The following is a 13,741-nucleotide window of genomic DNA, read 5'->3' as shown; positions in this document are numbered from 1 at the left end:
GGGCCCCTTCTTATCGCCTCCGGTATAGGAAGGGTCCCCGGTTAACACGGGTGCTCGGGCTGCGCGGCCGGCTCATGCTGATCGGCGTCTCGGGAATGTCGGTGGGCCTGGCCGTCGGTGGGCTGGTGCTGCTCGCCGTGCTCACCTGGTCGCTGCACCGCACCGTCGACACCGAGGCGTTCCGCACCGCCGACGCGGTGGCGCTGCTCGCCGCCGAGGACGCGCTGCCCGACCCGCTGCCGGTGGCCGGCGGGCAGACCCGCGTCCAGGTGGTCGACGCGCAGGGGCGGGTGCGGGCCGCCTCGATCGACGCCGACCGCCTCGTGCCGATGGTCCGGCCCGGACGGCTCGACGCCGGCACCCGGCAGCAGCTCACCGTGCCGGGGGAGCGGGTGGGGCTGGCCGGGCCGGTCCGGGTCGTGGCGGTGCCGGCCGGCAGCGCCGCCGAACCGCTCACCGTGCTGGTCGCCCGGTCACTGGCCGACGTGCGGCACAGCACCCACGTCGTCCGGACCATCCTGCTGGTCAGCTTCCCGCTGCTGGTCGCGTTGCTCGCCGCCGTGGCCTGGCGGGTGGTCGGCGCGACGCTGCGCCCGGTCGAGGCGCTGCGGCGGGGCGCCGAGGAGATCACCGGCCGGGACGGCGGCGGGCGGCTGCCGGTGCCGGAGTCGCAGGACGAGATCCACCGGCTGGCGGTCACGCTCAACGGGATGCTGGACCGGCTGCGCGCCAGCCGGGACCGGGAACGCGCCTTCGTCGCCGACGCCGCACACGAGCTGCGCAGCCCGCTGACGAACATGCGTACCGAGCTGGAGGTCGCGCAGCGGCTGGCGGACCGCACCGACTGGCCGGTCGTGTCGGCGAACCTCCTCGCCGACACCGAGCGGCTCGGCCGGCTCGTGGACGACCTGCTGCTGCTCGCCCGGCTCGACGAGGCGCCACCCGCACGGGCCACCGGGCCGGTCGAACTGGGCGCGCTGGTCGCCGAGGTGGCCGCCCGGCACCCGGCGCGGACCGTCGTCGTGGCGCCCCCGGCCGCGCCGCTGTGGACCGTCGGCGACGCCGACGAGCTGCGCCGGGTGCTGACCAACCTGGTCGACAACGCCGTGCGGCACGCGCGAAACCGGGTGGTCGTCGCCGCCGAGCCGGACGGGTCCGCGTACCACCGGGTGACGGTGACCGACGACGGGCCCGGCATCCCGGCGGAGGACCGGGAGCGGGTGTTCGGCCGGTTCACCCGGCTCGACCCGGCGCGCGACCGGGACGCCGGCGGGGCCGGCCTGGGCCTGGCCATCGTGCGCGAGTTGGTGCGGCGGGCCGGCGGTCGGGTGGAGCTCGACGACGCGGACCCACCGCCGGGGCTGCGGGTACGGGTGCTGCTGCCGGCCCTGCCCGAGGACGCCGAGGCGGCCTAGCCGCGGTCGGTGCAGACCTCCGCCGACCGGGCGATCGACTCGGTCGACCAGACCACCGCCACCGTGAAGCAGTAGTCGGTGCTGCGGTTGAGGCCGTACACGACGAAGTCGGTGGTGCCGGCGGGCAGGTTCGCGAAGGCCGTCTGCGGCTGGCCGGCCCGCCCGCCGGAGATCACCACCGGCCCCTCGCTGCCCGACGGGTACGTCCAGCGCAGCGTGACGCTGTCCCGGTTGTCCCGCAGGCTGACGTCGCCGGGCGGGGTGCCGGGGGCGGCGGACGCCCCAGCGGTGGGGGTGGCGGACGCGCCGCCCGTCGCGGCCGGGGTGCCGGTGGCCGGCCCGGACGTGCCGGTCGCCACCGGCGGTGCGTTGTCGAACCGGGAAACACCGGCGATCACCGCTACCGTGCCGAGCAGCACCACCGCCACGCCACCCACGACCAGCGGCAGCAGCCGGTTGCGCGGCGGTTCGGGGGCGCGGTGCACCGGCACGGGCAGCAGCCGGGACGGGTCGTACGCCGGCTCGCCGGACGCGGCGTGGTGGCGGACCCGGCGGACGCCGTCGGCCTCCTCGTCGCCGGCGAGGGGAACCACCGACGGGGGTACGGCCGGACCGTGTTCACCGGTCGCCGGCGCGGGTCGCCACGGCTCGTCTTCCGGAGGCCACTCGGTGTCCGGCCCGGTCCGCCACCGGTCGGCCGGCTCGGCGGCGCCGTGGTCCGAAGCCCACCGGTCGGTCGGCTCGGCGGCGCCGCGCTCCGAGGGCCACGGGTCGGTCGGCTCGGCGGCGCCGCGCTCCGAGGGCCACGGGTCGGTCGGCTCGGCGGCGTTGCGCTCCGGCGCCCACGGATCGTCGGCTGCCGTGCCTTGCGCGGGCGGCGGCCACTGCCCGGCGGCGCCGTCCGTGGCCGGCGGCCACCGGCCCGCGTCGCCGTCCGCGGGTGGCCGGTCGTCCTCCGGCGGCGCCGTGCCGTCCACCGGCTGGCGGGGCGTCGGAACCGAGGGCGGCGGCGCGTACCCGGTCGCCGGGTGCTCCTCGACCTCGGGCCCGTCCAGGTCCCGGTCGGTGGCGGCGTACGGGCCGGCGGGGCGGTAGCCGGGCTGCGACGGGTGGTGTGCCGGGGGCGCCGGTGCGTCGCCGGGCGGGGGCGTACGCGCGGTCGGCACGATCGGCGTGTCGCGCCCGACCGGCGCGATGTCGGCGCAGAGGTGGTCGGGATCGGCCGCCGCCCGGGCGAGCGCGGCCACCTGCCCGGTGAGCGGGTCGTCCGGGGACAGGTGCTGGCGGCACAGCTCCTCGGCCAGCCCCAGGTTCTCGTGGGCCTCGCCGAACCGGCCGCAGTCGCGCTGCATCGCCCCGAGCCGGGCGAGCATCTTGATGCCACTGGGGTGCCCGTCGCCGTACACCTCGCGGTGCAGCTCCCACGCGTCGGCGAGCCGGTCACGGGCCACCCGGCACTGGCCGCGCGCGTACTCCACGGTGGCCAGATCGGCGTGCGCGGCGAGGACACGCAGCGACTCGGGACCGTCCAGGGCGGTCAGCTCGATGATGACCTCCTGGTAGAGCCGGGCCGCGCGGGACCAGCTGCCGACCCGGTGCAGCACCGCGGCCAGGGTGGCGGCCGCCGCGACGGTGCGCTCGTCGGAGCGGCCGTGCAGGTGCGTGGTGGCCGCGTACGCGTAGGCGGCCCAGCCCCGGGCGGCCTGCGGATCGCCGAGCGCCACCAGCACCCGCGCCTGCAGGCTCGCCGCCTCGGCCAGCTCGGGGGTGGCGTTGGCGGGACGCGGGTCGGCATCGGTCAGCGCGTCGGCGAGGAGCCGCTGGGCGCCGGCGAGGTCGCCGGTGGACACCAGGTGATGCGCGTGGTCAGTCAGGTCACCGAAGCCGGGCACGCCCCATCGTGCTCATCCGGCGACGGTAAGTACAAGTCCCGCGCCGGTCAGGTTTCGCGTAGATGGTCGACCAGGGTCTCGCTGATCCGGCGGAGCTGGTCGACCTGCGCCGGGCTGAGGGCGTCGAACAGGTGACGGCGTACCCCCTCGACGTGGCCGGGCGCGGCGGCCGCCAGGGTCGCGAAGCCCTCCCCGGTGAGGAGCGCGAGTTGCCCGCGCCGGTCCGTCGGGCACTCCTCGCGGCGGACCCACCCGGCGGCCTCCAAACGGGCGATGGCGTGCGAGAGCCGGCTGCGGGACGACCCGGTGGCATCGGCCAGGTCGCTCATCCGCAGCCGCCGCTGCGGCGCCTCGGAGAGCCGGACCAGGATCTCGTAGTACGCGTGCGGCATCCCGGCGTCGCGCTGCAGCTCACGGTCGAGCGTGTCCATCAGCGCCCGGGTCGCGGTGAGGAACGCCCGCCAGGTGCGCTGCTCGTCGGGGTCCAGCCAACGGGTCATGACGGCCATCATAGCCCCGATAGTTGAACGCTCAACTAAATCGCGCTACCGTCTAGGGCATGGGAATCCATCGCCTCAACCACGCCGTCCTGTACGTCAGTGACCTGGGGCGCAGCGTCGCCTTCTACCGCGACGTGCTGGGCTTCCGCCGGGTGCCGATGACCCCGGACGGTTTCCGGGGCGCCGCCTTCCTCCAGGCGCCCGACTCCACCAACGACCACGACCTCGGCCTGTTCGAGATCGGCGCCGGGGCCGCCCGCTCCGCCGCGGGGCGGAGCACCGTCGGCCTCTACCACCTGGCCTGGGAGGTCGACACCCTCGACGAGCTGGCCGCCACCGCGCAGCGGCTCGCCGCCGCCGGTGCGCTGGCCGGCAGCTCCGACCACGGCACCACCAAGAGCCTCTACGGCCGGGATCCGGACGGGTTGGAGTTCGAGATCGTCTGGCTGGTCCCCGCCGACCGCCTCGACGACGACGCCCTCGCCGCCCGTAAGCGGATCGGCCGCCTCGACCTGGACGCCGAGCGCCGCCGCTACGGCGGGCAGACCCGCGGCGGCCTGGGCGTGAGCGTCCCGGCGCTGCCGTAAGGCGCCGGGCCGTCGATCATGGACTTGTGGTGCCCGGTAAGCCCTCTTCCGACCATGTTTGTCAACCACCACAACTCCATGATCGCCGAGTTGCGGTAGAACCTAGGGCGTGATGGACGGGGTTGTGCGGGAGGTGCTCGTCCGGCATCTGGAGGTCTGGGTGCCGCGGGCGGTCGGGCGGGGGCGGCGCAGCGTCGTGGCGCTCGCCTACGGGGCGGGTGCCGCCGCCGTCGCCGCCGAGTCCGCCGAAGCGGTCCTCGGCGTGGTCGCCGAGTACGCCGACCGCCTGCGCGGCCGGCAGGTCACCGTGCTGGTGCTCGCCGGCGGCACCGAGGAACTGCCGGCCCGGCTCGGCGCGGTCGAGGCGACGCTGCCGGCCGAGGTCGCCGTGCACCTGGTGCCCGGCGGGCCGGCCCGGCTGCCCGTCGCGCTGAAGGCGGCCGGCGCCACCGGCGCGCCACTTCTGTCGTACCTGGACGACGCCGGCCCGGTCGACCCGGCCGTGCTCGCCGCCGCCGCGTCCGGCCGCCCCGCCGAGATCCTCCTCGTCACCGACTCCGGGCCGACCGACGGCACCGCGACCGACACTCCGCCCCGGGTGGCGCTCGCCGCCGCGGGGTTCCCGCTCGCGGCCGAGGTCGACCTGGTACCGGTCGACGGGTCGCCGGGGCGGCGGCTCGCGTTCGGCACCGGCCACGACCGCAGCCTGGAGGCGTTCAAGGACGTGCTGTGGGCGGTGGACGAGTACGCCGGCGTCCGCTACCGCGACCCCGCCGACCCGGCCGGGCGGCCGCTCGACATCGCGCTCGACCCGGAACCGGGGCCGCTGCGCCGCGAACTCCTCGCCGAGCTGGCCCGCTCCGGGCCGCGTACGGTCACCGAGCTGCGCCGGCACGCGTTGACCGCGACCGTGTACCGGTCGGCGGACGTGCAGCGGGCGCTCACCGGGCTGCTGCACTCCGGCGCGGTCACCCGTGACCCGGACCACGGCCGGCTCGGCGGGGACGTCGTCATCTCGGTGGCGGGCCGGTAGGCCCACGGGGCGTCATCGTCGGCGACGGTGGACCGGCCGGTGGCGGGCCCGGGGGCCGGCCCGGCAGCAGCCGCCGGACCAGGACCGACACCCCGGTCGCGAGCACCCCGATGCTGAAGACCATCTGCACGCAGACGGCAGCCCGCGCGACCTGTCCCCGGGCGTGCACGTCTCCGAAACCGATGGTGGTGAGGGTGCTCAGGGCGAAGTAGAGCGCGTCGATCCGGGTCTCCAGGTTGGCGAACTGCCCCGGAGTGCGGGAGATGACGTAGTCGGCGAGCGCGAAGGCGAGCAGGCCCCCGACCAGGCCGACGGCGAGCCGCGCCAGCGACCGTACCTCCGGCTCGGCCCCGGTGCTGTCCGCGACGAACTCCCGCCGTACCTGCCTGGTAACCAGCCAGGCCACCGCCGCCACCAGCAGTACGGTGACCGCGCTGCGCGCCACCAGCCGGGTGGTGTCCGGGTCGGACTTCACCGGGATGACGAAGTACGTCACCAGCAGGAGCAGGCAGGCCAGCAACGCGTGTCGGGTCTCGCGTCGCCAGCGCCGGGCCATGCCGAGATTCTTCACCGCGACGCCCGCTCCCACGGCCGGTTCCGGGAACCGAACGCGGGAGCGGGCGCGGTGGTTGGCGGTGCGCGGTGTTCGGGGTGTTAAGAAGGGGCCCTTCCTCTACCGCAGGCGTTAATAGGGGGCCCTTCCTTTCACGTGCGGGACTTGTCCTGCTTCCAGGACAGCGGGCCGGGCAGGTCGACGCGGTGAGCCTTCGCCCGGGAGTTCCACGACCAGCGGCCGATCTTGATGCTCCAGGAGGAGAAGCCGTTCTCGGTGAAGTTCAGGATGATCGGGCCGTACTTCTTGCGCTTGCGGAACATGAGACCCATCGCCGGGCTCCCTTCGGTGTCCCTTTCCCTGCCGTGTCGAACCCGAACATGCCCGGAGCGTCTTTTCGCGAAACCCGGTGCCGATCCGGTGTGGACCGCCGGTCAGGCCGTGGCAGCCGGCACGGCGAGGACGCGGGTGGTCGTGCCGTCCTCCTCGGCGATGTCGCGCTCGTGGACGAAGCCGAGCTTGGCCAGCAGCGCGAGGCTCGCCCGGTTCGCGTCGGCGACCGTCGCGTACACCACCGGCAGGCCGAGGGTGTCGAAGCCGTACCGGACCAGCGCCCGGGCCAACTCGGTGCCGAGGCCACCACCCCAGGCGGGTTTCGCCAGCGCGTACACGATCTCGTAGCCGTCGACCTGGTCGGTGCGCTTGATCTCGGCGTGCCCGACGTACCGGCCGTCGTGCCGCACCGCCCACACGTCGAACAGGTCCTCCGCGTAGACCTTCGTGAACACCCGGCCGAACAGGGCGCCCGCCTCGTCTGCCGACAGTGGACCGTCACCCATGAACCGGCCCACCTCCGGGTCGGCGAACAGGGCGACGAAGTCCTCGGCGTCGTCCGGACGGTACGGCTCCAGCAGCAACCGGTCGGTGCGCAGGACGGGGGTGGGCATCAGCGTGGCTCCCAGGCGTCGGGCAGGGCGGTCAGTTTCCGCACGTGCGCGGGAAGCCGGCCACTGATTAGCTCGGCCAGGCTCACCTCGTCGACCACCCGCCGCACGGCGGCCCGCACGGCCACCCACAGCCCGGGCAGGTTCGCCGCCGCGCCGTCGTACCGGGTCTCCTCAGGCCGCATGCCGCGTACCCCGGCGAGCGGGCCCTCCACCGCTCGCAGCACCGCGCCGACCGTCACCTCGCGCGGCGGCCGGGCCAGTGTGTAGCCACCCTCGGCGCCGCGCTGCGCCCGGACCACGCCGGCCCGGCGCAGGTCGGCCAGGACCGCCTCGAGGAACTTGCGGGGCATCTCCTGCTCCGCGGCGATGGCCTGGGTGGAGAGCAACCGGGGGTACGCCGCGGCCAGGCTCAACGCCGCCCGCACCGCGTAGTCACCGCGCGCCGAGATCTGCACCAGCCCATCATGCCCGTCGACGGTCACCGGCCGCGTCGGCAGGTCGACGCGGGCGTACCACGCGGGGGGTCACCCCGAGGGCCGGGGTGGCCGGCGCCGCCACCGGGCCGCCGGGTGCGTCGGTGCCGGTGGGACGGTCCCGGGCGGCGCGGAACGCACCGGGGCTGACCCCGACCTCCCGGGTGAAGAACCGCCCGAAGTTGGTCGGCTCGGAGAAGCCGAGGTCCCGGCCGATCCGGGCGACCGGCTCGTCCGTCGCCGCCAGCAGCCGGCGGGCCTGCAACGCGACCCGGTCGTCCACCACCTGCTTGGCGCTGCGCCCGGTGACCGCCAGGCAGGCCCGGGTCAGGGTACGGACCGAGCAGCCGAGCCGGGCGGCGTAGTCCTCCACCCGACGGGTGTGCTGGTAGCCGCGTTCCACTTCGCGGCAGAGCCGCTGGAAGGTGATCATCTCGGCGCGCGGCACCGGCGGCACCGCGTCCGGCAGCAGGGTCAGGCGCAGCAACAGCACGGCCAGCTGGTGGCGGAGCAGGCCGGCCGCGGCGGGTACGCCACGGTGCCGTTCGCAGTCCACCGCGAGCTGACTCACCTCGCTGATGATCGCGTCCTCGTCCTCGCCGGCGAGCTGGAGCCAGGGCGGGACGGCGTCCGGATCGACGTCGAACCCGCGCAGCGCCTCCGGGGCCCAGCGCACCACGGTCGCGTCCAGGTCGGGCAGCGCGCACCGGAGCACCTGGCCGGTGGTGACCCGCAGCAGCGTGCCCGGCCGGCAGGGCAGGACGCGGAAGTCCAGCTCCGCGCTGCCGTGGCCGCTGGTGACCAGGACCAGCAGGTCCCGGTCGAGCAGGATCGGACGCCGCCACGTCGGATCGGCCACGAGGTCACCGAGGCCGAGTGTCTCGATCTCGGCCGGGGCGCGGAACGCGCCGGGGGAGGGCTGAGCAGGAGAAACCATCACCTGCGACGGTAGCCCGGGGCCACGATCACCGCATCCCACCACGCTCCGTGTCCGCCCTGCCCGCGCTCGGCGACCCGAGCAGTTTCGGCGAAAGAGTGCCCTCCAGCGCGCGGATGGGGACAACTTCTCCGAAACTGCGCCCTCGCGGCAGGGTGGGCGGGGTTGTGGGGGGCCGTGGGGGCGGATACGTTACCGGACGGTAGGGGTCAACTGGCGAGGGGATGGGCGATGACGGATCTGTTCTCGGTCGACGGCAAGAAGGTCCTGGTCACCGGCGGTTCCCGAGGGATCGGCCTGATGATCGCCGAGGGCTTCGTACGGGCCGGCGCGCAGGTGATCGTGTCCTCCCGCAAGGCGGACGTCTGCGAGGCGGTCGCCAAGGAGCTGTCCGCGCACGGGCACTGCGAGGCGATCCCCGCCGACCTGAGCACCGACGCCGGGGCCGAGGGCCTCGCCGCCGCGATCCGGGAGCGGTACGACCGGCTCGACGTGCTGGTCAACAACGCGGGCGCCACCTGGGGAGCACCGCTCGAGGAGTACCCGGAGAGCGCGTTCGACAAGCTCTGGGCGGTCAACGTCAAGGCCGTCTTCCGGCTCACCACCGCGCTGCTGCCCACGCTGCGCGCGGCGGCCAGCGCCGACGACCCCGCCCGCGTGATCAACATCGGCTCGATCGACGGCATCCGCGTGCCGTGGATGGAGGTGTACGCGTACTCCGCCACGAAGGCGGCCGTGCACATGCTGACCCGCAGCCTCGCCCACCAGCTCGCCGGCGAGCACATCACCGTCAACGCGATCGCGCCCGGCCCGTTCGAGAGCAAGATGATGGCGTTCGCGCTGGACGACCCGTCGTCCCGGGCCGCCATCGAGAAGCAGGTGCCGCTCGGGCGGATCGGCCGGCCGGAGGACATGGCCGGCACGGCGATCTACCTGTCCTCGCCTGCCGGCGCCTACCTGACCGGCGCGGTGATCCCGGTCGACGGGGGCATCACCACCCGCGGCTGAGCACCGCCGGCGGCGGGAGGCTGCCCGCGTACTCCCCGGGTAGCCGGAGCCGCGCGGACTCGGCAGATCCGCGCGGCCCCGTCTGGCCGGTTCTTCTGGTTTGTCAGCGACCGGCGAGCAGCCGGTTCACCGCCGTGTCGACGTCCAGGTGCTCGGCCTCGCGGCCGCGCGGGACGACGACGTAGGTCCGCCGCAGGAAGCGCACCAGGACGCTCCGCGGCACCTCGAACAGGGCGTTGCCGTCCGGGGACGACAGCGCCAGGGCGACGAAGTCCCCGCGCGGGGTGGCCCAGGGCCAGACCCGCACGTCGCCGATGCCGGCCGGCTCATCGAGGCCGGTCACCAGCAGTTCCCGCGCGAACGACCAGCTGACGGCCTCGCCGCCGGCCGATTCCGCGTGGAACAGGACATGGACCGCATACGGGTCAGCAGGGTCGTATCGCAGACTGGCACGCACCGGCAAGGCCGTGGCGTCAGGTGCGACGAGCCTTAGCGACGTCTCGACCTCTACGGTCGTCGGTCGGATGACACTCATGGACGTTCTCCCCCCGGCACCGCTGCGGAACGCGCGTGTCCCGCTTTTCCCATACTCAGGTGCTGCTCCTAGCTACGCTCCGCCATACGCTGACTTCACCCAGTGGTGGGAAGGACATCGGAAGGCCTTCGAGAACGTGAAGATTCTTGTAGGATTTCCGGTTCTACCCAGTCCGCGGTGCCGCCCGGCATCGGGTGGTTCAGTCGTCGACTTACTCCGGTAACGTCCAGTCGACGGTTGCAGTGACGGGCGCGCGCCACACTGGGGGTGGAAATGGTGACGAAGCGATCCTCAGTGGATCCGGTCACGCCGCCCGGCCCGCCGATCATCGCGGTCAGGGCAGCCGAACAGCGGGGGTACGGGGTGCCGAACGAGCAGCGGGACAGGCCCGGACGGCCGGCGCGCGGCGAGCGCGCGCCGGGCGGTGGCACGGCGCTGGCCGCCCGACGGGAACGGCCGCGCTGGCGGCAGCGGATCTCCACCACCCTCGCGCTCATCCGGGCCAACCCCACCGGCCGCGTGGCCCTCAAGATCTTCGTCGCGATCGCCGGCGCTCTCGTGGTGACCCTCGGCGTCGCGCTGATCCCGCTGCCCGGGCCCGGGTGGCTGCTGGTGATCGCCGGCCTCGGCATCTGGGCCGTCGAGTTCCACTGGGCCCGGCGGCTGCTCGCGTTCACCCGACGGCACGTGCACGGCTGGACGGAGTGGATCAAACGCCAGTCGCTCGGGGTGCGGTTCGTGCTCGGCTCGGTCGGTCTCGTGTTCGTGGCGACCGTGGTGTGGCTGTCGCTCAAGTACAGCCTCGGGATCGACGTGGTGGCCCGGGCGCTGCACTACCTCGCGACGCACTGAGGCCCGGTTTTTGGTCGGGGCTGGCGATCAGGTAGAGTCGTCGGCGCTGAGGGCGATTAGCTCAGCGGGAGAGCGCTTCGTTCACACCGAAGAGGTCACTGGTTCGATCCCAGTATCGCCCACGCAGGTAGAAGGCCACTTCCCATCGATGGGGGTGGCCTTTTTGCTGCCCGTACAGCCGCGAAGTACAGCAACGGCCAGCAGGGAGAGTGACGCCCCCAACCGGTCGCGGGCGACGCGGGTAGTTATGGCGGGGCGGGGATCGAGCAGCCCGGCGGCCGGTCCGCGATGCTACTTTGCCGGCCGTGGATGACTACCTGCGCGCCGTCGACTGGGAATCGCTGCAAGGCCCGTACGGACCGGCCTCGGATGTACCGACGCTGTTGCAGACACTTCGATCTCAGGACTCGGCGGCGCGAGCCGAGGCGGAGGAGCAGCTCGAGGACCATCTTCAGGACCAGGGCTTGGTGGAGGAGCCGGCCGCCGCCGCAGCGCCGTATCTGATCGATCTGCTTGCCGATCAGGAGGCACCGGATCGGCTGGTGGCCTACCGCCTCCTGCGGATGATTCTCGATTGCGTCGAGCTGTACGAGTCACCGAGGCCGGCGTCGGACGTTCCGACTCTGGGCGAGCTCGCATCGCAGCGCTCGGACTGGTGGTTGTCCAGGTCGCCGGAGTGGCGCAGGCATGGCGGATACCAACGCCCGGTAACCGCTGCCGGCCATGCCGCGGCGTATGCGGCAGTGCGGGCCGGTGTCCCCACGTACCTGCAGGTCCTGCAGAATCCCGACCCGGGCCTCCGACTCGGGATGGCGCATCTGCTCGCCGCCTTCCCGCAGGAGTGGGCAACCATGTCACCCGTCCTGGCCCAACGGCTCTCAGTAGAGACGGACCCGGCTGTAGCTGCGGAGATGTGCATCGCGGCGGGACTCGCCGGTCAACCCTCCGACGGTGCCATCGTGGATGCGGTACGCCAATGGCGTGGCAACGCTGACCGGCTTCTTCACCGGGCGGCGCTGATCGGCTTGGTGCGGCTCCTCCCGGCACCCGACACGGCGCTTCTGGCCGAACTTGCCGACTGCCTGATGGACCCGGTTGAGGATTGGGAGTCACAGGCTGGCGTACTGGTCAATGCCGTCGCCTCGGCCCTCGGCGGTCTCACCGCGAACTCGGTGCCACCGCTCGCTGGACTGCTGCTGGAGCGGATGCGGGTTCCAGACCCGCACCGTCATGACTTCCTGGCGCTGCGGTTACTGCTCGGCTTGGCCTTTCCCGACGGTCCGCTTCCGGACGGCGCTGCATTCGATGATCTCTCACCTCTGCAGCAGGAGGTCGTTCGCGTCGTCATTGATGCCCGCCTGCTGAGGCAGGGACCGATGATGCCGCGAGCCATTGGAGAGTGCAATCTCCCCAATACAGAGGAAGCTCTCGCGGCCTGGTGTGCTGGACAGCCTCGCAGCGCGACCTGACCGTAGCGAACGGTTGCAGCATCACCCGTCGAGGACATCCCCGAGGCGCTTGAGCGCTTCGCGCGTCGCCTTGGACGAGACCTGCGTGTAGATCTCCATCGTCACGGAGAACCGGGCGTGCCGGAGGACCCGCATGGCGACTCGCGGGTGGACGTCCAGGTCGGCCAGGAGCGTGGCGCAGGTCCTTCTTGCGTCGTGGACGGTGATCGGCGTGACGCCCGCTCTCTCGCATCTCGCCTGCCAGGAGCGTTGGAAGTTGCGCGGCTCGATGGGTGTCCCATAGCGGGTGGTGAATACCAGGCCGTTCTCGCGCCACGCCTTTCCGGCGGCTGCTCGTGCCTCGTCGCGTTGTTCGCTTCTGAGCTTGAGCGCCGTCAGGCAGATGTCGGGTAGGGGGAGGGTGGCGTCGGACGCCTGGGTCTTGGTGTCGCGGTGGAGGAGCTGCCCGCGTACGCGTTGCAGTTGGCGGCCGATGGTCAGCTCTCCGGTGTCGAGGTCGACGTCTGCCCAGGTAAGGCCGAGCGCTTCGCCCTTGCGTAGGCCGGTGACGAGGACCAGGGCGTAGGCGGCGTAGAGCGGGTCCTCGTCGGCGCGGGCGGACTCCAGGAACCTACGGGCCTCGTCGCTCGACCACGACTTGCCCCGGCGGCGACGGACCGTGGCCAGGGTGACCGGCACGGCGGGGTTCTTGGCGATGAGGTCTTCGGCCTGGGCGTGGGTGAGGGCGGCTCGCAGCGCAGCTCGGATGTCGCTAATCGTTCGGGCCGACAGGACGGCCTGGCAGCACCGGCCGATGGCGCAGCAGCGCCGCTTGTCTCTCGGGGGTGCGGCGTCCTTGCCCTGGACGCAGCACTGGCAGGTCCGGGCCACCTGGTTGATCCAGGTCTGCACGTCTCGGGACTGAAGCCGGTCGAGCCGCTTGGCTCCGAGGCCGGGGGCGATGTAGCGGCGGACGAACGTCTCGTAGGTGGCGTAGGTCAACGGTGCCCGGTTCGGCTGGATGATCTCGGCCAACCACCAGGTGAGGAAGCTGCCGACCGTGGGGACGCTCGTCGCCACAGGCCCCTGCTTCGCCTGCTGGTGCAACTTGATCCACTTGTCGTGGACGGCCTCGCGGGTCTTTCCGTAGACGTACTTGCGGGTGCGTTTGCCGTCGGGTTTGGTGACCCAGACGTAGGCGGCGTAGCCGTTGCGGTAGGGGAATATGGAGCCTTCGCCGTTGGCTCGTGCGCGTGCGGGCATCAGGCAGCAGCCTCCTGGCGTTCGACCTGCTCGCGGATGTAGTCGTCGACCCATTCGGGGAGGATGCGGCGGTACTTGCCGTCCTTGATGGAGCGCAGTTCGCCGGTGGCGATCTTCATCTTGACCTTGGAGATGCCGAAGCCGAGCAGGACGGCGACCTCGGCGGGGGAGTACCAGCGGGGGCGGAGGTCTTGGTTCATGCGGCCCTACCTTTCATAGCGAGCCCGACGGTGGTAGTCGTACGGGCTGACGCGGGCGAGGCAGGTATGGCTTTCATGCTGGCTGCCGTGCATGGCCA

General features: G+C 72.9%; 16 protein-coding genes and 1 tRNA gene. 7 read left to right on the top strand and 10 right to left on the bottom strand.

Annotated features, from left to right (window positions below; translation table 11 throughout):
• The first annotated feature begins 74 nt into the window (after nt 1-74).
• Nucleotides 75-1,415, top strand: coding sequence for a sensor histidine kinase (locus tag ABTW87_RS26950; RefSeq protein ID WP_350653934.1), 1,341 nt, complete (start codon nt 75-77; stop codon nt 1,413-1,415).
• Here the strand turns inward: ABTW87_RS26950 and ABTW87_RS26945 are convergent.
• On the bottom strand, nt 1,412-3,307 hold the full coding sequence (locus ABTW87_RS26945; RefSeq protein WP_350653884.1) for a fibronectin type III domain-containing protein: 1,896 nt from the start codon (nt 3,305-3,307) through the stop codon (nt 1,412-1,414). The two genes, ABTW87_RS26950 and ABTW87_RS26945, sit on opposite strands and share 4 nt — an antisense overlap.
• Nucleotides 3,308-3,354: 47 nt before the next feature.
• Nucleotides 3,355-3,816, bottom strand: a complete 462-nt coding sequence (locus ABTW87_RS26940; RefSeq protein WP_350653933.1) for a MarR family winged helix-turn-helix transcriptional regulator — start codon at nt 3,814-3,816, stop codon at nt 3,355-3,357.
• Nucleotides 3,817-3,866: 50 nt separating this feature from the next.
• Here ABTW87_RS26940 and ABTW87_RS26935 point away from each other — a divergent pair, with 50 nt between their 5' ends.
• Together ABTW87_RS26935 and ABTW87_RS26930 are read left to right on the top strand one after the other, a co-directional pair.
• Nucleotides 3,867-4,394 carry a VOC family protein gene (locus ABTW87_RS26935; RefSeq protein ID WP_350653883.1) on the top strand — a complete coding sequence of 176 codons (528 nt, stop codon included), beginning with the start codon at nt 3,867-3,869 and terminating at the stop codon, nt 4,392-4,394.
• Between the two features lie 112 nt (nt 4,395-4,506).
• Entirely contained in the window at nt 4,507-5,427 is a 921-nt protein-coding gene (locus ABTW87_RS26930; RefSeq protein ID WP_350653932.1) for a hypothetical protein, read from the top strand.
• Here the strand turns inward: ABTW87_RS26930 and ABTW87_RS26925 are convergent.
• The 5 genes from ABTW87_RS26925 to ABTW87_RS26905 all read right to left on the bottom strand — a co-directional run bounded on the left by ABTW87_RS26925 (nt 5,405) and on the right by ABTW87_RS26905 (nt 8,337).
• Nucleotides 5,405-6,016 (bottom strand): potassium channel family protein, encoded by a 612-nt coding sequence (locus ABTW87_RS26925; RefSeq protein ID WP_350653881.1) that lies wholly within the window; start codon nt 6,014-6,016, stop codon nt 5,405-5,407. The two genes, ABTW87_RS26930 and ABTW87_RS26925, sit on opposite strands and share 23 nt — an antisense overlap.
• A gap of 116 nt (nt 6,017-6,132) precedes the next feature.
• Complete coding sequence (locus ABTW87_RS26920; RefSeq protein WP_088995195.1) at nt 6,133-6,312, bottom strand: DUF4236 domain-containing protein; 180 nt, start codon at nt 6,310-6,312, stop codon at nt 6,133-6,135.
• 102 nt (nt 6,313-6,414) lie between these two features.
• Nucleotides 6,415-6,927 (bottom strand): GNAT family N-acetyltransferase, encoded by a 513-nt coding sequence (locus ABTW87_RS26915; RefSeq protein ID WP_350653880.1) that lies wholly within the window; start codon nt 6,925-6,927, stop codon nt 6,415-6,417.
• Nucleotides 6,927-7,382 (bottom strand): RrF2 family transcriptional regulator, encoded by a 456-nt coding sequence (locus ABTW87_RS26910; RefSeq protein WP_350653878.1) that lies wholly within the window; start codon nt 7,380-7,382, stop codon nt 6,927-6,929. The genes ABTW87_RS26915 and ABTW87_RS26910 overlap by 1 nt, the downstream gene beginning before the upstream one ends.
• Before the next feature lie 7 nt (nt 7,383-7,389).
• Nucleotides 7,390-8,337 carry a helix-turn-helix transcriptional regulator gene (locus tag ABTW87_RS26905; protein ID WP_350653877.1) on the bottom strand — a complete coding sequence of 316 codons (948 nt, stop codon included), beginning with the start codon at nt 8,335-8,337 and terminating at the stop codon, nt 7,390-7,392.
• Nucleotides 8,338-8,568: 231 nt separating this feature from the next.
• On the opposite strand from ABTW87_RS26905, the gene ABTW87_RS26900 reads away from it, so the two are divergent.
• Nucleotides 8,569-9,345, top strand: coding sequence for a RhlG family 3-oxoacyl-ACP reductase (locus ABTW87_RS26900; protein WP_350653876.1), 777 nt, complete (start codon nt 8,569-8,571; stop codon nt 9,343-9,345).
• Between the two features lie 103 nt (nt 9,346-9,448).
• Here ABTW87_RS26900 and ABTW87_RS26895 read toward each other — a convergent pair whose 3' ends face one another.
• Nucleotides 9,449-9,880 carry an SsgA family sporulation/cell division regulator gene (locus ABTW87_RS26895; RefSeq protein WP_007457244.1) on the bottom strand — a complete coding sequence of 144 codons (432 nt, stop codon included), beginning with the start codon at nt 9,878-9,880 and terminating at the stop codon, nt 9,449-9,451.
• A 294-nt stretch (nt 9,881-10,174) separates the two neighbouring features.
• Here ABTW87_RS26895 and ABTW87_RS26890 point away from each other — a divergent pair, with 294 nt between their 5' ends.
• The 3 genes from ABTW87_RS26890 to ABTW87_RS26880 all read left to right on the top strand — a co-directional run bounded on the left by ABTW87_RS26890 (nt 10,175) and on the right by ABTW87_RS26880 (nt 12,201).
• Complete coding sequence (locus ABTW87_RS26890; RefSeq protein WP_350653931.1) at nt 10,175-10,732, top strand: TIGR02611 family protein; 558 nt, start codon at nt 10,175-10,177, stop codon at nt 10,730-10,732.
• A 50-nt stretch (nt 10,733-10,782) separates the two neighbouring features.
• Nucleotides 10,783-10,854, top strand: a tRNA-Val gene (locus ABTW87_RS26885).
• Between the two features lie 183 nt (nt 10,855-11,037).
• Complete coding sequence (locus tag ABTW87_RS26880; RefSeq protein WP_350653874.1) at nt 11,038-12,201, top strand: hypothetical protein; 1,164 nt, start codon at nt 11,038-11,040, stop codon at nt 12,199-12,201.
• A 21-nt stretch (nt 12,202-12,222) separates the two neighbouring features.
• Here ABTW87_RS26880 and ABTW87_RS26875 read toward each other — a convergent pair whose 3' ends face one another.
• Entirely contained in the window at nt 12,223-13,443 is a 1,221-nt protein-coding gene (locus ABTW87_RS26875; RefSeq protein WP_350653873.1) for a tyrosine-type recombinase/integrase, read from the bottom strand.
• A complete protein-coding gene (locus ABTW87_RS26870; protein WP_350653872.1) occupies nt 13,443-13,643 on the bottom strand; it encodes an excisionase family DNA-binding protein in 201 nt (66 codons plus the stop codon). Before ABTW87_RS26870 ends, ABTW87_RS26875 begins: the two co-directional genes overlap by 1 nt.
• Nucleotides 13,644-13,741 lie beyond the last annotated feature (98 nt).

Source organism: Micromonospora sp. NPDC126480 (genome assembly GCF_040302465.1).
Classification (GTDB): domain Bacteria; phylum Actinomycetota; class Actinomycetes; order Mycobacteriales; family Micromonosporaceae; genus Micromonospora.
The sequence above is the reverse complement of the archived record's forward strand: the minus strand, read 5'-3'. Positions and strand labels throughout refer to the sequence as shown.